General features: G+C 43.3%; 17 protein-coding genes. 11 read left to right on the plus strand and 6 right to left on the minus strand.

What is annotated here, in order from left to right; translation table 11 throughout:
- Window positions 1-377: 377 nt before the first annotated feature.
- Complete coding sequence (locus V7L01_RS29810; protein ID WP_335041572.1) at window positions 378-767, plus strand: HetP family heterocyst commitment protein; 390 nt, start codon at window positions 378-380, stop codon at window positions 765-767.
- A 330-nt stretch (window positions 768-1,097) separates the two neighbouring features.
- Window positions 1,098-1,283, plus strand: coding sequence for a hypothetical protein (locus tag V7L01_RS29815; RefSeq protein WP_335041361.1), 186 nt, complete (start codon window positions 1,098-1,100; stop codon window positions 1,281-1,283).
- Between the two features lie 268 nt (window positions 1,284-1,551).
- Here V7L01_RS29815 and rpe read toward each other — a convergent pair whose 3' ends face one another.
- The gene (rpe, locus tag V7L01_RS29820; protein ID WP_335041363.1) at window positions 1,552-2,259 is read right to left on the minus strand and encodes a ribulose-phosphate 3-epimerase; all 708 of its coding nucleotides are present in this window, start codon (window positions 2,257-2,259) and stop codon (window positions 1,552-1,554) included.
- Between the two features lie 203 nt (window positions 2,260-2,462).
- Here rpe and V7L01_RS29825 point away from each other — a divergent pair, with 203 nt between their 5' ends.
- Both V7L01_RS29825 and V7L01_RS29830 read left to right on the plus strand, forming a co-directional pair.
- A complete protein-coding gene (locus tag V7L01_RS29825) occupies window positions 2,463-4,058 on the plus strand; it encodes a S8 family serine peptidase (RefSeq protein ID WP_335041365.1) in 1,596 nt (531 codons plus the stop codon).
- A 428-nt stretch (window positions 4,059-4,486) separates the two neighbouring features.
- Entirely contained in the window at window positions 4,487-5,818 is a 1,332-nt protein-coding gene (locus V7L01_RS29830) for a serpin family protein (protein ID WP_335041366.1), read from the plus strand.
- Between the two features lie 22 nt (window positions 5,819-5,840).
- Here V7L01_RS29830 and V7L01_RS29835 read toward each other — a convergent pair whose 3' ends face one another.
- Window positions 5,841-7,016: an AI-2E family transporter gene (locus V7L01_RS29835; RefSeq protein ID WP_335041367.1), complete on the minus strand. Its 1,176-nt coding sequence runs from the start codon at window positions 7,014-7,016 to the stop codon at window positions 5,841-5,843.
- Between the two features lie 244 nt (window positions 7,017-7,260).
- On the opposite strand from V7L01_RS29835, the gene V7L01_RS29840 reads away from it, so the two are divergent.
- Window positions 7,261-7,602, plus strand: coding sequence for a hypothetical protein (locus V7L01_RS29840; protein ID WP_442937039.1), 342 nt, complete (start codon window positions 7,261-7,263; stop codon window positions 7,600-7,602).
- Between the two features lie 286 nt (window positions 7,603-7,888).
- Window positions 7,889-9,313 (plus strand): LCP family protein, encoded by a 1,425-nt coding sequence (locus V7L01_RS29845; protein ID WP_335041368.1) that lies wholly within the window; start codon window positions 7,889-7,891, stop codon window positions 9,311-9,313.
- A gap of 198 nt (window positions 9,314-9,511) precedes the next feature.
- On the opposite strand, the gene V7L01_RS29850 is transcribed toward V7L01_RS29845, so the two are convergent.
- Complete coding sequence (locus V7L01_RS29850) at window positions 9,512-10,585, minus strand: anthranilate phosphoribosyltransferase family protein (RefSeq protein ID WP_335041369.1); 1,074 nt, start codon at window positions 10,583-10,585, stop codon at window positions 9,512-9,514.
- Window positions 10,586-10,832: 247 nt separating this feature from the next.
- Between V7L01_RS29850 and V7L01_RS29855 the strand changes: the two genes are divergently transcribed.
- Window positions 10,833-11,456, plus strand: coding sequence for a DUF1003 domain-containing protein (locus V7L01_RS29855; protein ID WP_335041370.1), 624 nt, complete (start codon window positions 10,833-10,835; stop codon window positions 11,454-11,456).
- A gap of 113 nt (window positions 11,457-11,569) precedes the next feature.
- Window positions 11,570-13,048 (plus strand): alpha-amylase, encoded by a 1,479-nt coding sequence (locus V7L01_RS29860; RefSeq protein WP_335041371.1) that lies wholly within the window; start codon window positions 11,570-11,572, stop codon window positions 13,046-13,048.
- A gap of 238 nt (window positions 13,049-13,286) precedes the next feature.
- Here the strand turns inward: V7L01_RS29860 and V7L01_RS29865 are convergent, their stop codons facing one another.
- The 3 genes from V7L01_RS29865 to V7L01_RS29875 form a co-directional block, all read right to left on the minus strand.
- Window positions 13,287-14,234, minus strand: a complete 948-nt coding sequence (locus tag V7L01_RS29865; protein WP_335041372.1) for a LysR family transcriptional regulator — start codon at window positions 14,232-14,234, stop codon at window positions 13,287-13,289.
- Between the two features lie 264 nt (window positions 14,235-14,498).
- Window positions 14,499-15,797: a HEAT repeat domain-containing protein gene (locus tag V7L01_RS29870; protein ID WP_335041373.1), complete on the minus strand. Its 1,299-nt coding sequence runs from the start codon at window positions 15,795-15,797 to the stop codon at window positions 14,499-14,501.
- Between the two features lie 20 nt (window positions 15,798-15,817).
- A complete protein-coding gene (locus V7L01_RS29875; RefSeq protein WP_335041374.1) occupies window positions 15,818-16,231 on the minus strand; it encodes a QcrA and Rieske domain-containing protein in 414 nt (137 codons plus the stop codon).
- A gap of 654 nt (window positions 16,232-16,885) precedes the next feature.
- On the opposite strand from V7L01_RS29875, the gene V7L01_RS29880 reads away from it, so the two are divergent.
- The 3 genes from V7L01_RS29880 (at window position 16,886) to V7L01_RS29890 (ending at window position 22,721) form a co-directional block, all read left to right on the plus strand.
- The gene (locus tag V7L01_RS29880) at window positions 16,886-18,532 is read left to right on the plus strand and encodes a ferredoxin--nitrite reductase (protein WP_335041375.1); all 1,647 of its coding nucleotides are present in this window, start codon (window positions 16,886-16,888) and stop codon (window positions 18,530-18,532) included.
- Between the two features lie 226 nt (window positions 18,533-18,758).
- Entirely contained in the window at window positions 18,759-20,261 is a 1,503-nt protein-coding gene (locus tag V7L01_RS29885; protein ID WP_335041376.1) for a NarK family nitrate/nitrite MFS transporter, read from the plus strand.
- 237 nt (window positions 20,262-20,498) lie between these two features.
- The gene (locus V7L01_RS29890; RefSeq protein ID WP_335041377.1) at window positions 20,499-22,721 is read left to right on the plus strand and encodes a molybdopterin oxidoreductase family protein; all 2,223 of its coding nucleotides are present in this window, start codon (window positions 20,499-20,501) and stop codon (window positions 22,719-22,721) included.
- Window positions 22,722-22,781: the final 60 nt, after the last annotated feature.

A 22,781-nucleotide genomic window follows, 5' to 3' on the forward strand; every position in this document is an offset into this window, starting at 1 on the left:
CGAATAGCGTTGTTAACGCCCAAAGATAAATAAATTTTCTCTTCTATCCAAAAAAATCTGCAAAATTCCCGGAAAATGCTTAATTCAACAGTAGTAAGAAATACAAGCAGATAAACAGATAAAATTTATTGAATGTAGGAGTTGAAAAGTTTAAGAGGACAAAATTGTATCTACCAATAGCCACATGAGACTTTTGTCCTACCAGTCATATGGCAAGACAAAAGGTAAAAATTTCACTTTCACTCCCATTAATAATATTGCCCACAAGCAATTAAACAGCTGCAAAAAGGCTAGTGCAGTTTGTAAATTTCAATTGAAACACCAACAATCGCAGAAACTGAACTAGTTTACTTCATCCCAGATAACTTAAAACTATGATGAATCAAGACATTGCTGGCATTAGTAGTAACTTAGATAAGACAGTAAAGGCTCAACAATTTGACAAAGTAGTTGAAGCAATTCTTGCTGGAAAGTATTCTTGGGCATGTGTTTTAATGCTGCGATGTGCTGGTTATAATCCTCTCCATTACATCCCATATCGTACTTACAATCGATTGCTAAAAGAAAACTCTAAAGCCAGTAGAACAAACCAACAGCAAAGTGAAAATCTAAAAATGCTGAAACATGCTAATGATTCAATATCTGAAAGTAATGTATCATCAAGCTGCTTAAGCAAAATTAAAGACCTAGCTTATCTGGAAGTAGCTGGAAAGCAAAAAACAGAAAAAACTCAAGATATTTCCTTGCAAAACTGTGGATTCAATTAAAAACTATTTGGAATCAATAGATTCTGGGCTAGACTTAATTGAGTGTCTGAGAGCCTGCTATGCTAATTTAAAATTTCTAGCATGGCAGGTTTTATATAACATTGATTAATTTAATATTTTTTTCAAAAATCTGCCAAAATGGCAAATATATACTGATGAGATTGGTAAACTAATAAGAACTACAACTTAAAACTAAATAGAGGTGATTGGCGGCAAGCAAGTTAATTTTAAAAAATAAGATCGATGATTAGTTCTGACTATGAAATAAATCAAACTGATTACAAAAGTAGTCAGCATTTCATGGAGTAAATAACTCCTACACCAAGACCAATGATAAAACCGTTGCTACTGGTGGTTCTATTTTCGAGGAAGTCTGAGCAAAGAGAATTTGGAGCGGTAGCTTCTCCCAATCCAAATTTTACACAGCTTTCACCGACTGCAGACGGTGCGAGTGATGCTTATAAAACTTTTTATCCTGTGGTTGGTGTTGCTTTAGTTAATAAAGCAAACGCTTAACACCAATACCAGGAACGGAAATAGAAAAGTTTCGGTGAATTCGTTGTTGTGGCTGTTAGAACTAGTAGCTCATACGCTTCTCTTTCGACTATTGTAATCCTAGTCCTCCCAACCTGGATTATCTCTGCTTTCTAAACTTTCAATTTATATAGCAACTACTGGAAGTTCAAAACTTGAATAGCTTCCAGTTTTTTTATGTGTAAATAAAAATAAGGTGGGCAAATTACCCACCTTATTTTTTGTAGAGTACAGTTAATCCAAAAATGAATTAAACTTTGGCTAATTCTGGGGTAGGACGCTTGCTGTTGCGAATTGATGTAATAGCCTCAGCATAATCCTTAGTATTAAATACAGCTGAACCGGCGACAACTGCATTGGCTCCCGCTTCCAAAACCTGCCAGGTATTATTTGCCTTCAGTCCTCCATCCACTTCAATCCAAGGGTCAAGACCGCGTTCGTCACACATTTGACGCAGCTTGCGGATTTTGGGTAATACACCAGGGATAAAGCTTTGACCACCAAAACCAGGGTTGACGCTCATAATTAGTACTAAATCGCACAAATCTAGAACGTATTCAATTAGCTCTAGAGGGCTACCAGGATTAAGTACAACTCCAGCTTTCTTACCAAGCTCTTTAATTTGCCCCAAGGTGCGGTGCAGGTGTGGGGAAGCATTATGCTCGCAGTGTACGGAGATAATATCAGCACCCGCCTTAGCAAATCCCTCTACATATTTTTCTGGCTCCACAATCATCAAGTGGACATCCAGTGGCTTGGTCGTAATCGGACGAATCGCCTCCACAATCAGAGGGCCTATCGTAATATTAGGTACAAAACGACCGTCCATGACATCAACATGAATCCAATCCGCTCCAGCTGCGTCTACGGCGCGAATTTCGTCACCCAGACGACTAAAATCGGCTGATAGGATAGATGGAGAAATTACAATGGGCTTTTGAGATAGGTTTTGGGTCATGGCTAGTGGGTTTTTAAGCGTCCTCGTCTGTACGCATTGTAACAAAACATTGAACAAGACTCATAACTTTGATCCCGGCTTTTTTGGGCAGATGGGGAGTCGGGGAGAATAATAGCTCCTAACTCTGCTAATTTTGGATTTTAGATTTTTCCTTCAATCCCAAATTCAAAATTTAAAATTGAATGATTAATGACTAATCAATAATGACTAAAAAACTAACCTGGATTATTTGGGGATTAAGTGCTTCTTGTCTGAGTGCACCGGTAATTGCTTCAGCTTTAGAATCTGCACTAGGAACTAATGGCATTGACGCTCTGAAACTACACCAACCTCCTTATAATTTAATCGGTCGGAAGATTGCTATTGGTCAAGTGGAAATTGGCCGGCCGGGAATGTTTGGGTGGGATAAGGCGGTGTCTAAAAATCACGCTATAACTTTAGCAGCAGTATTCTTACGCAATGGCCCAGCTAAATCAAATACTGGTGTTGACCCCCACGCCTACAATGTCGCTGGTGTCATGGTGAGTCAAGATAAAGCTTTGCCGGGGGTTGCTCCGGGAGCGCGACTGTATTCGTCTGCGGTAGGTTCTACTAAAAACATGGGTCAGCCAGAAGAGTGTTTATCGGCCCAGCACATAGCACTACAAAATAGTGGCGATGTCCGTGCCATTAACTTTAGCTTTGGCGAACCTCTGAGCCGCGATCCTAGACCAGAGGCTACTTTAGACGGCAATGCTTTACTAACTTTATGTGTTGACTGGTCTAGTCGCGTTCATGATGTTTTGTATGCGATCGCAGGCAACCAAGGTAAGGGCGGTATTCCTATTCCTACAGATAATTTTAACGGAATGAACGTGGCTTTTTCATCCCGCCGAGGAGGAGTTTTTAACAAAGTAGACGTGGCTAATCTGGCGGGTGCTAACCAAGGAGTGAGCGGAAGGCTAGCTGGCAAGGAATTTAATCTTGATGGGCGTCCCGCTATCAGTTTAGTTGCTCCTGGAAATAATATTCCTTTGCTCAATCCAGATGGCAAATTGAACAAAGTTACAGGTACGAGTTTTGCAGCGCCTCAAGTTACGGCTAGTGTTGCTCTGTTGCAGGAATTTGCTGACAGACAGATGCGGACAAAACAACCCCACTGGAGTATCGATGCTCGGCATCATCAAGTCATGAAAGCTGTATTGCTGAATTCAGCAGACAAAATTCAAGATAGCGGCGATGGCTTGCGGTTGGGAATGAGCCGAGCGCTAATTGATAAACAAAATCAAAACTGGCTAGATTCTGATGCTTACAAAGATCCCAAAATTCCCTTGGATGCCCAAATGGGAGCGGGTCATTTGAATGTATTTCGCGCTTATCAACAATTTAGTGCTGGCCAATGGCAGCCATCAGCTGCGGTGCCGGCTATTGGTTGGGATTATCGCACAGTCGATGTTGGAGCATCTGTTGACTATATATTAGCAAAACCATTAAAGCAGGGGAGTTTTGTTGCTGTTACCTTGAGTTGGGATCGATTGGTAGAACTCAACGATAAAAATAAAAACCAGCAATATGATGTGGGCGAAAATTTTCGCGATCGCGGCTTGAATAATCTCGACCTATACTTAGTAAAAGCTGATGCTCAAAATTCAGATGCTGGTGCTGTTTGCTCTTCAATCAGTCAAATCGATAGTGTAGAACATATTTTCTGCCCCGTTGCTGCTACTGGCAATTACAAAATCCGCGTCCAGTTTCGTCAAAAGCTCAATGAAGCCACTCAACCTTATAGTTTAGCTTGGTGGAGTGTGCCGAGCAATTGAAATAGAAACAAACAATTTTTATCGGTATCAACTTACAGCGTTTATTTATTTGAACCACAGTTCACTGCGGGGGCGTATAACCATGCGTCCCAATTAAATTTCTGTATTTCGTGCAACAAAGAAGCGTGATTTTATCTTTAAAAACCAAAAGCGGTGGTTATTTTGTGATTAAGTAGTTTACAATACTTTTATAAATAAAAAAATTCCTAAAAACCGAGATTTTTCATAACTCGTCTATATAGCCGCCTCAATTAGGAATTAGCAACCTCACAAGTTGTGTTGAATTGCTCTGAGCTACTAACTTGCTGTTACAGTTTCTGTAACAGTCCCATTTTCTATTGGAGCAAATGCAATAGTTAATCATTGACATAGTATCTGCGTCAATTCTAAGCACAAAATCGGGAATCTTTGGCAAGTGAGGTATCAGAATGAATCGGCAGAAATTTAGTGATGCGAAAGAAAATTTCCTGCAAAGACGTTATGGTGTTAGTCTAGGCAGACGTTATGCTCTGGCAGCTGCAAGTGTTGTTTTATTCAGTGTATTAGGGTGTTCTCAAGTCGATAGTAATAAAAGTGCCCTTGCCCAATCTAGTTTACCTCAGCCAGAAACTCCATTGCAAAAAAAAACACTCAACACTGATACAAAAATCGTTGAGTCTAGCAATAAGTTTGGCTTCAAACTGTTTTCAGAAGTTCTGAAAAACGATCGAGCTGAGAAGAATGTTTTTATCTCACCTTCGAGTGTTGCGATCGCGTTAGCGATGACCTACAACGGCGCTAGCGGCTCGACTCAACAAGCAATGGCAAAAACCCTGGAATTACAGGGAATGAATCTGGCAGAAATCAACTCTTCTTACGCGGCGGCATTAAAGCAGCTTTTAGACAATCAGGATGCGAAAGTGCAACTAAGCATTGCTAACTCACTTTGGGCAAATCAAGATGTTAGCTTTGCGCCAGACTTTCTCAAGAGAACCCAAGATTTCTATCAAGCTAAGGTCAGCAATTTAAACTTTAAAGATGCCGCCGCACCTAGTATTATCAATAACTGGGTCAAAGAAAATACCAAGGGTAAAATTGCTAAAATAGTTGAAACAATTAAACCCGATCAAGTGTTATTTCTGATTAATGCCATATATTTTAAAGGGAATTGGAGTAACGAATTTGATAAAAGTCAAACCGCTCAATACCCTTTTTACTTCACATCTGGCAGACGAAAACAACACCCAATGATGTCACAGGATGGTGACTATAGATACTATGAAAGCAAACAATTTCAGGCAGTTAGTTTACCTTACGGTAAAGATGGTAAAGTCAGTTTTTATATCTTCCTGCCCAAACAAAACTCTAACCTCAAAGCCTTCTATCAAAACTTGAATGTTGAGAACTGGGAAAAATGGATGACTCAGTTCAAGAAACAAAAAGGGTTTATTCGCCTACCCCGCTTCAAAACAGAATATGATATTACACTCAATGATGCCTTGAAAACTTTAGGCATGGGAGAGGCTTTCAGCAACAAAGCTAATTTTTCTGGCATGGGGAAAAATTTTGCCATTAGCGAAGTTAAGCATAAAACTTTTGTGGAAGTGAACGAAGAAGGCACCGAAGCGGCTGCGGCTACTTCAGTGGGAATAGTAACAACATCTTTCAGAGATGAACCAGAACCATTCCGAATGATTGTCGATCGTCCCTTCTTCTGTGCTATTAGGGATAATCAGACGGGAAGTCTTTTATTTATGGGTTCAATCATTGAGCCACAATGAGCAGGCAGAAGGTTCTGCCTCCTTAAGGTAATGTCGCTTCAGAAATATTCAAAGTGTTGTTAGCGCCAGTTTTTGGAGATTCATTTGCTGCAACGGGTACAGTTATTTCTCCAGTGGCGCTGTCGTCTGTCTCGCTGGTTAAGCTTCCAAGACGCAGGGCACTTAAAGTAGTCTTAATCACAACAGCTGTGGGTACTGCCACAATTACGCCCAACAGTCCGCCAATTCTTGCCCCTGTCAAGACTGAAATTAAAATCCAAACTGGATTTAAACCCGTAAAACTGCCTAAAATTCTAGGGGCAATTAAGTTTTCGAGAATTTGTTGGACAATCACCGCTGCTATCAACACTCTCACACCCATTGAAAAATCTTGCAGCGCTACCAATAATGTAGTCAGAGCGATGCCTACAGAGCCGCCAAAGGGGACGAGAGCCATGAGGCCAATAGTTAGGCCAAATAGCAGCCCAAATGGCACTTTCAGCCACAAAAAGGTAGGAATCAGGGCTGATGCCATGCAAGTCGATAAAATCAACTGGGTGATGAAGAAATTTTGGAAGCTCAGGCGGACTGTTTTGGAAAAAGGCTCGCGAAATTTAGAGGGTAACCATTCTACTAAACTTTGCCAGAGTTCACCTCCATGCTGTAAAAGGTAGAAAGTCAAAACCATCGTCAAGAGAATATCTAGCAGACTAGTAACTGTAACTACCGCCAGATTTAAAACTTGTCCAGCGATCGCTTGCAATTGTCCTTTGACGCGATCGTTAATTTGCACTACCAGAGCATCAAGGTTTATCGGTAAGCCAAAAGTCTCAGCTTTTTCGTTTAATATCATTAGCTGAGAGCGTCCAGAGTCAATCAACTCTGGCAAACGAGCCACCAACTGTTGAGCTTGGGTAAGGGCCAGCGGAAAAAGTGTAACACCCAACGCCAATAAAATCGATAAAGCCAAGAGAAATACTAAAATAGCAACTTGCTCTCGCCTTGCACCATGATGCTCCATCCAGCTCACGGGGTAGTTGAGCAGAAATGCTAGCACTGAGGCTCCGACTAAAATGACTATGAGAGAATGGAAATAATTGAAAAATACCGAAAGTGCCCAACCATTAAGAACTAGCAGCGGAACGAATAACGCGATCGCCCCGATTCGCGCTATTGGTGTGAATGTTTGCCACCAGTCGAGTAGCTTGCGTGTCTGCATTTTGAGCTGATTGCGGGATAGAACTAAATGAAATCTTTCTTTACAGCTTATTATCTCTAACTATATGAATCTCATTCATCCTTCTAGTTTAGGAGTTAGACTAACCCCAATGGAAAATTTTGAACACAAAGAGACTGGGGAGCAGGGAGCACGGAGCAGGGAGCACGGAGCTGGGAGCACGGGAGAAGATCCTCTCTACCCCCCGCACTCCGCCCCTCTGCCTCTTTTCAATGCCCAATACCCCTTGCCCAAAACACAGTTGTTTTTATATTTAGTTCCGATCGTCGGCTTTTTTCCATCTTTGTGGACTCTCTATCGGGGCCAGGGTAGTCGGGAACAACTTGCAATTAGTCGTCTGTCTATTACTTTGGCACTTACTTGGCTGTTGGGATATCTTTTATTAGCTACCGGAGCAGCAACTTCAGATTTTTTTCCGCTACGTCTATTTATCCTAAATAGCTTTCTAACATCGGGTTACTTTTTAGTGAGTGTCTGGTTGATTTTGCGACTAATGCAGGGCAAATCAGGCCGTTTACCAGGGTTTAGTACAATAGCCGAACGAGTGTTTGGCAAGTATTTATCTTAATTTTTTAGGGCGGTTATTTCTCAGTATTTTTACTAGTTTCCTAAAAAAATATGATTGATTTATTCATATATCTAGTCAAATCCAGTTTATTATTGCCATACTTCAGTAAAACATCTCCAAGTTATCCCTAAAGTAAGATAAATGCTGCTATAAGTGTTGTGGTTGACACTACATTAAAAAAGTTAGCACTGATAATTAAGAGTTAGCTATTATGGGTTGATTTGTCTGCATGTTTCTAGTCTGCAAAATTACCGAATTTGATTAGTGAGTAAGTGTGAGGAAGTCTGTGACCATTCAAAGAAGTTCGGCGGAAGAAAACCAGTCGGGAAAAGCCTCAAAGTCCATTAAGAAAATTTCCCAGAACTCGAAATCAGGACGTTGGCTGTGGTTTTGGGTAGGGATGAGTGGGATTGCGATGGTGTCAGCAACTGCGGGGGCGCTATTGGCAGTGTCTTTGACCAGTACACCTTTGCAACAAGCCCAGCTAAGTCCCAAGGATGAGGCGGTATTTGATAGCGATCGCATTTCTGGAGGTGGGCTGCGATTTTCAGAATTAACTCGCCCAGTGAATCTGTTGGTTATGGGGATGAGCGTACTTCCCCCGGATATCCAAAACCCTCCCGAAGAAACCAAAAACCTCAAATACCTGCCCCAGGTAAACTCCTTTGATGGTCTTTCCGATGTGATGCTCTTGGTCAAATTCGATCCAGAGACGAAAAAAATAATTATGCTCTCCATTCCCAGAGATACCCGTACAGAAATAGAAGGGTATGGGATGAAAAAAATTAATTCCGCCAATCTTGAAGGTGGGCCAGCTTTGACTGCCAGAACCGTCAGTAATCTCTTAGGTGGGGCGGGAATCGATCGCTATGTCCGAATTAACGTTTTGGGAGTTGCCAAGCTGATCGATGCTTTGGGTGGGGTAACTGTCTACGTCCCCAAAGATATGAAGTACCAAGATGATTCTCAGCATTTGTACATTAATTTGAAGGCGGGTAAGCAGCATCTTAACGGCGAACAGACACTACAATTACTGCGTTTTCGCCATGACGAACTCGGTGATATTGGTCGGATTCAGCGGCAGCAAATGGTCATGCGTGCTTTGATGGATCAAACACTCAATCCAGCTACTGTTGCTCAATTACCTAAAGTTCTTGATGTCGTGAAAGACCACATCGATACCAACTTGACGGTTGAAGAGTTAGTGGCGCTAATGGGTTTTGGGGTGCGGACAAATCGCTCTAATATGCAAATGTTAATGCTGCCAGGTCGCTTTAGCGAGAAAGGCGAGTTTGATGCTAGCTATTGGTTGCCCAGCAAAAATGCTATTGCTAAACTGATGACTCAACACTTTGGTTTGGAGTCAGAACAGGAACAACTGGCGACTGCGACTGACCCGCGCTCTTTACGTGTTGCAATTCAAGATAGTACAGGTGGCGATCGCTCTAACCTACAACCATTGATTAGAGCCTTAGAAAAATCTGGATATCGCAACATCTATGTAGCTAAGGCATGGGGTGAACCTTTAGATGTGACTCACATTGTCGCCCAACAAGGAGATGGTGACAGTGCCGAATCAATTCGCAACACTTTGGGATTTGGCGAAGTGCGTGTGGAAAGTACTGGCAACCTTGGCTCGGATATCAGTATCCAAGTGGGCCAGGATTGGTTGCAACAAAAATCTATTTTGGAGGAGTCGCTGACCAAATAATTCGTAATTTTTAATTCGTAATTCGTAATTAATTAGGAGTTACAGCAGTTTGCTTTTTAAGTAAGGTACAAAATGCAGGACTTACGCATCAGATATAAAGAGTTTCTACCTCCTGCCTTTTGCCTCAAAACCGGTAGTTTTGTACTTCATGCAAATGAAAACTGCTGTATATTGACACTCTGTTTCTAACTTAATTATTTACACTGGCACAAATGCTGCTGACAGCGAATTGACTAACTGGCTGAGTTCTTGGAGTTTAGCTGCGACTACACCATTAGTTAATAATTCTTCTGCCTTAGCTAAACCCTTTGGCATATCTGGACAAATACCACTCCGCCATAAGTAAAATCCGCCATTCCACAAAGCTGTTTGCATGAGTTCGCCTGGTTCACCTGCCAAAACCTTCTGCATATCCGCCACCAGTTCTTCAGTAGTTCCAAGGGGTACGTTCTTGGTAGTAAAGCCGTAATCGCGCGGTACGAGGTGCAATCGTTCTACCTCTTGGGATGCTACGGATGAAGATAAGCTGATAATCGCAGTGCGATCGCGCGGTAAGTCGCAACTACCTTCCAATCCTTTCACTAATGTAAATTTCGTTACTCCCCGCAGTCCCAGAGCTGTCTGAAACATCCCTTCTGTTGGCGGATGAACAAACCCAGCAATCACATGAGCATCCCCGGCATAAGGACACCAAATTAGCTCCATTGTCGCCAAAGGCGGACGTTTGCCGAGTTGGTCGCGGTACTCCCAAATCCTGTTAGTTAAGGGAAAATGCTGAGGTAGATAAATAAAACCAATTCCCGTTTGCTCAAACACTTGCTGGGTTTTTGCTAGTGGTAGTTTAGTCCAATCGACTCCTAAACCCTGCCAAATATCTATTAGGGGTAATCCATACTTGGTTGGGAGGCGATCGCCACCGTGCATGATCGCTGGTTGTCCAACTGCGGCGAGTAGTAAAGCTGTTACCGGACTAATTGGTGCTGTGCGTGTTCTGCCATCATAAGGGATGCCAAGAGCGATCGCTGGTCGCCGAGAGACGATAGGTTGCAGTTTTGGCCCCAGTTCATCATAAGCATCCAACATTCCCGCTAACTCTTCCCCTGTGGGACGCTTGATTCGATGAGCAATCAAAAACGCTCCAATTTGGGCTGGTGTAGCTTCACCCAGCAGCATCATTTTAGTAGCAGTGGCTGCTTGGGCGCGAGTTAAATTCTCTCCTGTGTGATTTCCGCTGCCTACTTTTTGCAGTAATTCCCTAAATATATTGCTCATTTGTCCTTTCTGAAAATAATTAATAACTAATGACACTTATAAAGTAAATCAAAAAGTTTTTCCTAAACAGGACTTACGCAACAGGCAACCAGTTGCGTAAGTCCTGCTAAAGAGCGATGCCTTGGGCAGACTACACCTACGGTAATCCAGTTTACGTAGTTTCAAGTCCTATATACTACCTCCTGTATAATTAATTCTTCAGAAGATAAGCAATAATCGAGTAACATCTAGATTCAGGGGTTGCTGTATGACGGACAACGCAGAGGACACAGCTAACAAACACTTCAAACGTGCTAACAAACTCAATTTCAAAGCTTCTCGAAATCAAGTTTTCACGGCTCCATTACCAGACCCAATTACAAGAAATATTGAAGCGATTACTTCGCTTCATACCCAAGAAGTTCGAGATATTCCCGCCCACCAACGAATACTAGAAGCGATCGCTACATTCTTTGGGCGATCGATATTTCTCTATAGTTTGCTAGTCATACTGGCTATCTGGATTTTTAGCAGTTCTTTCGATCGCTTTTTGCCATTCAATCTGCCCTCATTTAGCTGGTCAGATCAAGGCTTAGACGCAGCTGCATTGGTGATTTCAACCGGAGTATTGGTGCGACAAACTCGCCAAGAAAACTTTGCCGAACAGCGGGCGCAATTAATGCTACAGCTTAACCTGCTCTCCGAGCAAAAAATTGCTAAGATTATTGCTCTATTAGAAGAACTACGTACCGATTTGCCTAATGTGGTAAATCGGCATGATTCTGAAGCCCAATTGATGCAGGAACCAGCTGACCCGATCGCGGTATTGGAAGCACTCCAGAAAAACCTAACTGAAGAACTATCATCCACACAAGAAAACAATATAAGTTGATCGCAGTTCCTCAATAGATTTTTGTTTCTATTTAGACACTAAAAATAAAACTTAATGTATAGTCTTTGTGTCGAGAATCACAATTTATCGTAAATTTTACTAGAGGGATACAGATGGCTCAACTGAATGGTGTAATGATGCAGTACTTCCATTGGTATATCCCTCCAGATGGAAATCTTTGGAATGAGTTTAAAGAGAAAGTTAAAGACTTAGCTGATGCAGGTGTTACATCTGTTTGGCTACCCCCAGCTTATAAAGGAACAGGGGGTGGCTATGATGTCGGCTACGGGGTGTACGATATGTACGATCTAGGCGAGTTTGACCAGAAAGGCTCGGTTCGGACAAAGTACGGCACAAAAGACGAATATATCGCTGCTGTCAAGGCGGCAAAAGCTGCTGGCATTCGAGTATATGCTGATGTTGTCCTTAACCACAAGTTAGGTGCAGACAAAGAAGAAGAGGTGGAAGCAACGCCCTATAGTCCAGACGATCGCACCCAGCCCATCGGTGAGATGCAAACAATTAAAGTGTGGACTCACTTTACCTTTCCAGGTCGCCAGGGCAAATACTCCGATATGGAGTGGCACTGGTGGCACTTCGATGCAGTTGATTACAACGTTTACAACGAAGGTGAAAACGCTGTTTATCTGTTCAAAGATAAACATTTTGACGATAACGTTGACCTGGAAAAAGGCGCTTTCGACTATCTCATGGGATGCGATCTGGATATGGAGAGTCCAGAAGTGCGCGAGGAGTTGAATCGCTGGGGTGAGTGGTTTGTAGAAACCACTGATATAGATGGCTTTCGTTTTGATGCCGTTAAACACGTTAGAGCTGGCTTTTTCCCAGAATGGCTGATTCACTGTCGCCAAAAGGCAGGTCGCGATCTGTTTGCCGTTGGTGAATATTGGTCTTATGAAGTTGAAGCGCTCCACCATTTCATTAACGTCACCGATGGCAATGTCATGTTGTTTGATGCGCCATTGCACTATAACTTTAGTGCTGCCAGCAAACAAAGCAATGACTACGACATGCGGCAGATATTTGATAATACCTTGGTGCAACAGCAACCTGCTTTAGCCGTTACCTTAGTAGACAATCATGATTCTCAACCCTTGCAGTCGTTGGAGTCTGTAGTAGAAAGCTGGTTCAAACCGTTGGCTTATGCGTTGATTCTACTGCGAAGTGAAGGTTATCCCTGTATCTTCTATGCTGATTACTATGGTGCTAATTACAAGGATAAAGGCCCAGATGGCAATGAGTACGAGATTTGGCTCGATAGTCATCAATGGATAATTGATAAATTTTTGCACGCTCGTCAAACCTATGCCTATGGCGACCAATACGATTACTTCGACCACGCTAATACAATCGGCTGGACACGCTTAGGAGATGAAGAACATCCTGGCGGTATGGCGGTTGTTCTAAGTAATGGGGGAGAAGGGACTAAGTGGATGGAAGTTGGGCAACCCAACAGCACTTACATTGATATCACTGAACATTTCAGCGAACCCATCACAACGAATGATGAGGGCTGGGCTGATTTTCGATGCAATGCTGGTTCTGTTTCTGTGTGGGTTCTACAGTCCTAGTCAGGGTTTTAGTAGCATTCATGCAGAAAGTTACGCACTTGACAGACTTTGCTTAAAAGAGAACTTAGGCAGTACTTTCTGAATAAGCCACAATCCTTTTCGGCGTTGCTGAATCAAGGGATGATTCTTGTAGGGTGGGCGTCTCGCCCTCCCTGAAATACAAGGGACGGGCAAGATGCCCATCCCACAAAACTAGCAAAATCATCCCGCAAATATGCAACGCCTTTGGTTTACTGACTTAAGAAGCCGATCGCTGCCGATCGATTTGTAATGGAATATTTTCGCGCACGAGTTGCCAAAAGTGCTTGATAGGGGGAATTTGCAGCCGATCTTGAGTTGTGACCATAACTACCCGACGGGTCAAACTGGAACCATCTGCGAAACCACTAGTATTATTGCTAGCTAAGGAACGAATCGCCAGCGTCGGGTCAAGACGAGCTTCTAATAATGCTGATTGAGGTAGTAAAGCTATCAGTTCTCCTTGGCGTACCACTCCTCGGAAGGCATCTAGGGTATTTACCTCTAAAGCTGCCTGGAGTGTAGCTTCCATTCGCTCAAATCTATCTTGTATTAAGCGCTGCATCCCATAACCATCTTTAAAAACCACTTGAGGATAACGAATTAGCTCCGACCAAGGGACGTATTCATATTGGGCTAGTGGATGATTGGCTGCGGTTAGAACTTCTATCGGTTCATCATAAAGTACTTCTACCACCATTTCTCTACCAGTGGTTAAGAAGCGATTATTCATCACAATTGCTAAATCCACCAATCCATCTTTGAGAACTTTGAGGGCGCGATCGCTTCCCAATGAAGTCACCCGCAATTGCACATTTGGATAATCATGACAAAATTTTTGCAACACTGGTGGCAGATAAGATCCGCACAGCGAGTGAATTACGGCAATGCAAAGTTCTGGCTGCTTTCCGGCGATTAAATCGGCTAATTCCTGTGTAGCTGTCTGCCATTCTTGGCAAATTTTGCGGACGCGGGGTAGCAAACATTCACCTCCTAGCGTCAACTTTGCATGAGTTGTTCTGTGAAATAGTTCTACACCCAAATCTGCTTCCAATGCCTGGATTTGGCGACTAATCGTCGATTGGGTAACACCACATGTTCGCGCTGCTTGTTGAAAGCTGCCGGTTTGGGCGATCGCTAGAAAGGCTTGCAACTGCTCTAGGCGCATTTTTATGTAGCCTGAATTACATTTATAGGTTTTATTAAGTTAGCGGTTTTTTGTTCGCAATTTGGTAGGGTTTGTTACAGGTCTTTGACTCTGATTTATATTTGTGTAAAATAGGTTTGACTGCCTTAATGGTCAATTATCCGCTTTGCACAGATTTTTTCGGAAAATATCGCTAAAAAAGAATTGACTATTTTCTGCTGAAATAATATGAATTTTTAGATAAGAATTTTAATTCATCACATTATGCGGCCGATTAGAAAAAATTTACCACTCAGCCAAAGCGATCGCTATTCCTTGTTGCAAATCTGGTGTGAGTGCAGTGTTATTTGCTAACTGCTGCAATTTTTGATGTGTGGCTTCCCCATCCAAATTTTTCAGTGCTGCGATCGCGTGTAGTCTCACTGATGGATTAGGATCGGCTAGCAGCGAAATCAATGGTTCAATAGCTTGCATTTCGCCTAACTGTCCTAAAGATAAAGCGATCGCACAATTGACACTGGCAATCTCTGTGGCTGGATGTTGCAATCGCAGTATTTGCAGTAAGATTTCTGCGGTTGGTGTAGTTAACTCCGGTTTTTGCACTCGCCCCAAAACTGTGACAATTTCTTGCCAAAGTGTCTCGGATGTGATTTGGTTGAATGCTGTTTGTAAATATTCCAAACTGTGCAACGTCTCCACCCAACTTAAAGCGCGGATGGTTTCTAATTGCAGCTTTATCGGTGTCTGAGGTGAAATCAGCAAATCAAATAAATATTTGGCTGCATCATCGCAACCCATCCGAGAAAGGGAAACTGCGGCTGCACAACAAACATCAATATTAAAGTCGTAAAGCTTGGGTTGCAGTCTTGTCACAAAATCTAGTGCTTGGCGTAAGTCGGGGCGAAAACCTAAACCAAGAACTGCTGCACGCCTAACTGTGGCGGCGATATCATCCAAAGCGTTTAACAAGATTGGTGGTACGCGTTCGTCATGAAAGCTGCTGAGGGCTTCAATTGCGGCGGTGCGGATTGCTGCTTGTGGATCTTGTACTACTCTCAACAGAGGTGTGATGGTTGCTGGTTGCCGAATACAACAAAGCGATCGCACTGCTAAAAGTCGGCTATCTTCATCTAATAGAAGTTCAGAGAGGGCAGCGATCGCAACAGTGCCCATTTGTCCCAGTGCTGTAACTGCGATCGCTTTGAGTTCTTCATCCTCATCGATTTTCAATAATTCCACTAAGGGCGCAATGGCTTCTGGGTGCTGAAATTCGCCTAAAGTCCGTGCTGCATACCAGCGCAATTCTTCCTCTGCATCTTCATCTTTTAATATCTCAATCAGTGGTGGGATGGCAATATTCCCTAAGCGAGTTAACATCTTGGTGATTTCCCAGCGTTGCTGAAAATCTCCCATCTCTAACATTAAAAGCGTTAATGTCAGCAGATATTCTCGATTTTTAACTACCTCTGGATGTTCGGAATCTGTCTCTAAAATTAATTGTTGTAAATATTTAATTAGTGATGACCAATCAGCTGCTTCGTATGCTGTCTGGGCTTGCACCAAAAGCTGGTTGATATTACTCACGACACTCTGAATTGTATTGTTTAACTTGGCTTGACTAAAACTGAATTACTCTCAATCTTGGCGGCGTAAGTTTTAAGCGCTTCTGTCGCTGGGCCTTTTTGCACCTTACCGTCAATTCCAAATTCTGAACCATGACAAGGACAGACAAATTTTTTCGCCTCAGCTTTCCATCCTACGGTGCAACCTGCGTGAGTGCAGGTTGGGTTAACAGCTGTCAGATTTGCACCTTTAGATGTGCCGACTACTAACACAGGCCCAGCAGGTGAGTTTTTAGCCAGCAATTGACCTGTTTTATCTAATGCTGCCGAGGTTCCTATTGTTTGCCAATCTTTAGATACTGGAATTGTTTGAGAAGAACAAGCTGCGATCGCTACAGGTAGAGAACTTGCTATCCCACCCAAACCTACCCAATTAATAAAATCACGACGTTTCATAGCTGCTGAAATAATATCTAAGTTTTAGCTCACATCTGCCACTCAATTTTGCATTCAGGATCGATCTATGGCAATCCAAAATCCCTTCGATCGTTTCAAATACCCTTCATTAAGGGGTCTGCGTGGGTCATTAGCTAGCTTTGATGCAAAAAATGCATATTATTCATCCTTTTTCAGCAAAACTACCAAAAAACCGTAACAATTTATACGATTTTAACAGAAATCTGGCTTTAACTTATGAGTATCGAAATTGTTACATGAACACTCTCTAAATCTGCTTGACAAATTTCCAAGATGTAAATGGCGACAAGTTTTCCTTAACTAATCACGGATTTGGAGTTTCGCTTTGAATGCTCTGAAGTAAAAATAATCAACCGTAAGCAAATATTAAGTTTTTATTCCCTAACCCTCGTCTGACTTTTTACATTATGTGGAAAAGTTCACCAAAAACCTAACCCTCTAACCCCCAACTCGTCGCGGGAAGGGGGGAAAATTCAAAGTCTCTCTCCTTTTAGGAGAGAGAAATAGAAGTGAGGTTTTCTAGATGCCGTGAAAAGTCAGAATCCTCGTAGATACAACACCTCATGGAACTACGGGTTGATTGACATTGGGCAATTATCACCATACTCACTAATTTAAACGAGAGTCAGCCTCATGACAGACACAGCAACTACCACTACCAACCTCAATAAGTTCGAGAAATTCAAGGCGCAAAAAGATGGACTCGCTATCAGGGATGAGATCGAGAAAATTGCCGCCTTGGGTTGGGAAGCAATGGACGAGATCGATCGCGATCATCGACTCAAGTGGGTGGGTGTGTTTTTTCGCCCAGTCACCCCAGGTAAGTTTATGATGCGGTTGCGGATGCCTAACGGTATTCTCAACAGCAATCAGATGCGTGTTTTAGCCCAAGTGGTGCAGCGTTACGGTGATGATGGCTGCGCTGATATTACTACGAGACAGAATATCCAATTACGGGGGATCGGGATTGAAGATTTACCAGATATCTTTAATAGATTTCACGCAGTTGGTTTAACCAGCGTTCAGTCAGGGATGGATAACGTCCGCAACATCACAGGCGATCCTGTGGCGGGGTTGGATGCAGATGAGTTGTATGACACGCGAGAGTTGGTACAGCAAATTCAAGATATGCTCACCAACAAAGGAGAAGGTAACCCAGAGTTTAGCAACCTACCACGGAAGTTTAACATTGCGATCGCAGGTGGACGAGACAATTCAGTTCATGCTGAAATTAACGATTTAGCTTTTGTTCCCGCATTTAAAGAAGCAGAGGAGCAGGGGAGCAGAGGAGCAGAGGAGCAAAATTTCCCCTCTGCGCCTTTGCCCCTCTGCCCCTCTGCCCATTCCCACGACAAAATTTTCGGGTTTAACGTTTTAGTCGGTGGCTTTTTCTCAGCTAAACGTTGTGAGGCGGCGATTCCTCTAAATGCTTGGGTACTTCCCGAAGATGTAGTAGCTGTATCTAGAGCGATTTTGGAAGTCTTTCGCGATCGCGGCCCGCGTGCTAATCGGCAAAAATCCCGCCTGATGTGGCTAATTGATGAATGGGGTGTAGAAAAGTTTCGCGCAGAAGTAGAAAACCGTTTGGGTAAATCATTATTACCCGCAGCCGCAAAAGACGAAATCGACTGGGAAAAGCGCGACCACATCGGGGTATATAAACAAAAACAACCAGGCTTAAATTACGCAGGTTTAAACATTCCCGTCGGGCGGCTGTATGCCGAAGATATGTTTGAAATCGCTCGTCTGGCGGAAGTTTACGGCAGTGGCGAAATCCGCTTCACAGTTGAGCAAAACATCGTTATCCCCAACATTTCTGACTCGCGTTTAGCAACATTTTTAACAGAGCCTATCCTAGAAAGGTTTTCTATCGATCCAGGTTTGCTGACGCGATCGCTAGTATCCTGCACAGGCGCACAATTTTGCAACTTTGCCCTGATCGAAACCAAAAACCGCGCCTTGGCAATGATTAAAGCCTTAGAAGAAGACTTAACCTTCACCAATCCAGTCCGAATTCACTGGACAGGTTGCCCCAACTCTTGCGGACAGCCCCAAGTTGCAGACATCGGCTTGATGGGAACTAAAACTCGCAAAAATGGCAAAACCTTGGAAGGCGTTGACATATATATGGGCGGCAAAGTCGGCAAAGATGCTCATTTAGGAACTTGCGTCATCAAAGGCATACCATGCGAAGACTTGCAGCCAGTATTACAAGATTTACTGATTAAAAACTTCGGGGCGAAACTCAAGCAAGAAGCCTTACTAGTTGGTAACTGCTAGTACTTATCGGGGGTATTCAGCATTGGGTAAAACTCATACTTCAACCTTAAAGGCTCAACTTCCCCTCAATAAGATCCCCCCGCCTGTGGCGACCCCCTTAAAAAGGGGGTAATTAGAAAAAAAAGCCCCCCTTTTTAAGGGGGGTTGGGGGGATCTCCGAGGAATAAACACGTTAACCGAACCGTATTGCATCTTCACCGTATTTTATTCAATTAGAAAGATTGGAATGCTTAAAAACTTATTTTCATTTAGCGATCGCTACCGCATCTTACATCAAACTTGGTTTGCTTTCTTTCTCACCTTTGTCTGTTGGTTTAACTTTGCCCCCTTCGCTACAACCATTGGCAGAGAACTACATTTAGCACCAGAGCAAATCAAAACTTTGGGTATCTGTAACCTCGCCCTCACAATTCCTGCACGGTTAATTATTGGGATGCTTCTGGATCGTTTTGGCCCCAGAATTACCTACTCAATGCTGCTGATGTTTGCGGTAGTTCCTTGTTTAGCAACGGCGCTAGCGCAAGACTTTAATCAACTAGTCATCAGTCGTCTGCTGATGGGAATTGTCGGGTCTGGGTTTGTCGTGGGTATCCGCATGGTGGCGGAATGGTTCCAACCGAAAGAGATGGGAATTGCCCAAGGCATTTATGGCGGTTGGGGTAACTTTGGGGCTTTTGGTGCAGAGTTTGCCTTGCCGATACTTGCAGTTTCTACTAGCTTTTTCGCTGGTGGTGCTTCTAACTGGCGATTTGCGATCGCACTTACAGGGATCGTTACAGCCATCTACGGCGTTATTTATTACAACAACGTCCAAGATACACCCACAGGCAAAGTCTACAAGAAACCGAAGAAGAATGGTTCTCTGGAAGTGACTAGCATTAAAAGCTTCTGGGCGATGATTGTCTCAAATTTTGGTTTGATTTTCGCCTTGGGCTTATTAGCTTGGCGCTTAGAACAAAAAAACATTCACTTCCTAACTTTGAGCCAAATGTATCTAACTTGGTTCCTACTAGCAGGATTGTTTGCTTACCAAAGTTACAAAGCTTGGCAGGTAAACCGAGAACTTCTAACTGGTAAAAAAACTTATGCTCCATCTGAGCGCTTTCAATTTGGTCAAGTAGCTTTACTCGAATTCACTTACATAACTAGCTTTGGCAGCGAACTAGCAGTTGTTTCCATGCTCCCGGCATTCTTTGAAAAAACCTTTGCTTTAGAGCATGTTGTAGCTGGAATGATTGCTGCAACCTATCCATTCTTAAATTTGGTTTCTCGTCCTAGTGGTGGCTTAATTTCTGATAAATTTAGCTCCCGAAAATGGACAATGACAATTATTAGTGCTGGCATTGGAGTTAGTTATTTGATTGCACATTTTATTAATGGTAACTGGCCAATTCCGCTAGCGATCGCAGTTACAATGTTTGCCGCCTACTTTGCCCAAGCTGGCTGCGGTGCAACCTATAGCATCGTCCCCCTAATTAAGAAAGAAGCCACTGGACAAATAGCTGGAAATGTGGGAGCTTACGGTAATTTTGGCGGCGTAGTTTACCTGACAATTTTTAGCTTAACCGACGCTCCAACACTTTTTTCCACAATGGGTATAGCCGCTTTAATCTGTGCTTTCATGTGCGCCTTCTTCCTCAAAGAACCAAAAGGTTCCTTTGCCGCCGCCTATGAAAGTGAATTACCAGAAACAGCAACTAAAAAGTCTATTCTTTTAACTGAAGAATAATCAACAGAAGGATGAAGTAAAAAAATCACCATCAAATATAAATTAGGAAACTTTAAACTTCATCCTTCTCCACCAGTCTTAATTCATGAAAATCTCTTTTTCTTCTCTCTGCGCTCTCTGCGTCTCTGCGGTTCGATAAATTAAGCTTTTTAGCAATTTTTGCATTACACACAAATTTCTCAACCTGCCGCTACATCTGAGGTTGCAAAATCAAAATAACAAAATGGTACAACTGCCATGAATGAATTTACCAAAACCCTTTGTCCTTATTGTGGTGTTGGCTGTGGACTAGAAGTTTCACCCCCAGCCCAACTTGGCAAAGCAACTAATCGAGATAGCCAAGGAACTCCAACTTGGCGGGTGCGCGGTGATAAAGCCCATCCATCCAGCCAGGGAATGGTTTGCGTCAAAGGCGCAACGATCGCAGAATCTTTAGATAAAAATAGATTACATTACCCAATGGTGCGAGACTCCTTAGATGAAGAGTTTCGCCGCGTTAGTTGGGATGAAGCTTTTAATATCATTACGCAGCGCATTCAAACTATCCGATTTACCCAAGGGTCAGAAGCCTTATGTATGTATGGTTCCGGCCAGTTTCAAACTGAGGATTACTACATAGCCCAGAAACTGATGAAAGGCTGTCTGGGTACTAATAATTTTGATGCCAACTCTCGCTTATGTATGTCTAGTGCTGTGGCTGGCTACATTCAAAGCTTTGGCTCAGATGGCCCGCCCTGCTGTTACGAAGACCTGGAATTAACTGATTGTGCATTTTTAATTGGCACTAATACAGCAGAATGTCACCCCATCGTTTTTAACCGACTAGAAAAGTATCACAAAAAGAACCGCAAAGTCAAAATGATTGTGGTCGATCCCCGGCGCACACCAACCGCAGAAGCTGCTGACTTGCATTTAGCGATTCGTCCCGGTACAGATATCGACTTGTTAAACGGCATCGCTCACTTGTTGATGCGCTGGAACTACATTGATACCATGTTCATGGATGACTGCACGATCAACTTTCCGGCTTATGCGGAAGTGATTCGGCATTATCCGCCAGAAGTTGTGGCTCGTCAATGTGGAATCAGCATTGAAGATTTAGAAACAGCAGCTCGCTATTGGGGTAAATCTGAGCGGGTACTTTCTTTGTGGTCAATGGGTGTAAATCAATCCTCAGAAGGGACGGCTAAGGTAAGAACTATCATTAACCTGCACTTGATGACTGGACAGATTGGCAAACCTGGGGCTGGCCCTTTTTCGCTCACAGGTCAACCGAACGCAATGGGAGGAAGGGAAGCCGGAGGTTTGGCGCATTTATTACCGGGTTATCGGGTGGTGAAAAATCCCCAGCACCGAGCAGAAGTTGAGGAATTTTGGGGACTTAAGCCGGGACAGATTTCGCCAAATCCCGGTTTGACTGCGTGGGACATGATTACTGGTTTGGAAAATGGCGCTGTAGAGTTACTGTGGATTGCGGCTACCAACCCAGCTGTGAGTATGCCAGATTTGGAGCGGACAAAAAAGGCATTATTGCGATCGCCTTTCACTATTTACCAAGACGCATATTATCCTACAGAAACCTCTGCTTATGCTCACGTGCTGCTACCAGCAGCCCAGTGGGGTGAAAAAACTGGTGTGATGACAAACTCCGAACGGATGGTAACTCTGTGTCAAGCATTCCGCCAACCGCCAAGAGAAGCTAAAGCCGATTGGGAAATTTTCGCCGAAGTTGGACGTAGATTAGGTTTTGAGAAAGAGTTTAACTTTGCTAACTCTGCCGAAGTTTATGCTGAGTTTGTCAAACTAACTAAAACTCGCCTCTGCGATATGACGGGTATAAGTCACGCGCAATTACAAGCAGAAGGCCCGACTCAATGGCCCCATCCTGAAGAGAGCAGGGGGAGTAGAGGAGCAGGGGAAGCCGGGGGAGAAGTATCTGTCCGCTCTGGGAAACGGTTATACACTAACTTGCGCTTCCCCACCTCAGATGGACGCGCTCGATTTGGGGCATATTACTCAAAGGGATTGGCAGAACCACCAGACCCAGATTATCCTTTTGTGCTAACTACTGGACGACTTTACGGACACTGGCATACGCAGACACGCACCGGGCGGATTGAAAAAATTTGCAAAATGCATCCCGAACCGTTTATCGAAATTCATCCCCGCGATGCTGCCAAGTTAGGTATTGTAGATAACCAGTGCCTGGAAGTGCGATCGCGGCGGGGTAAAGCTAAGTTTCCGGCAAAAGTGACAAAAGCGATCGCACCTGGTACAGTCTTTGTGCCCATGCACTGGGGTTCGCTGTGGGCAGACGATGCCGAAGCTAATGCCCTCACCCATCCAGAATCTTGCCCCGATTCGCTACAACCAGAATTAAAAGCCTGTGCAGTCCAGCTGATACCAATTTCTGCGGAAGTTACAACCAAAAATCATCAACTCCAGTCTTTACAATGGTAAGCTGCAAAGTATAGCTCTAAGGTGGTAATTTATAATCAGTAATAGGTAATTTAGTCAATC

It is taken from the genome of Nostoc sp. (genome assembly GCF_036917095.1).
Classification (GTDB): domain Bacteria; phylum Cyanobacteriota; class Cyanobacteriia; order Cyanobacteriales; family Nostocaceae; genus Nostoc.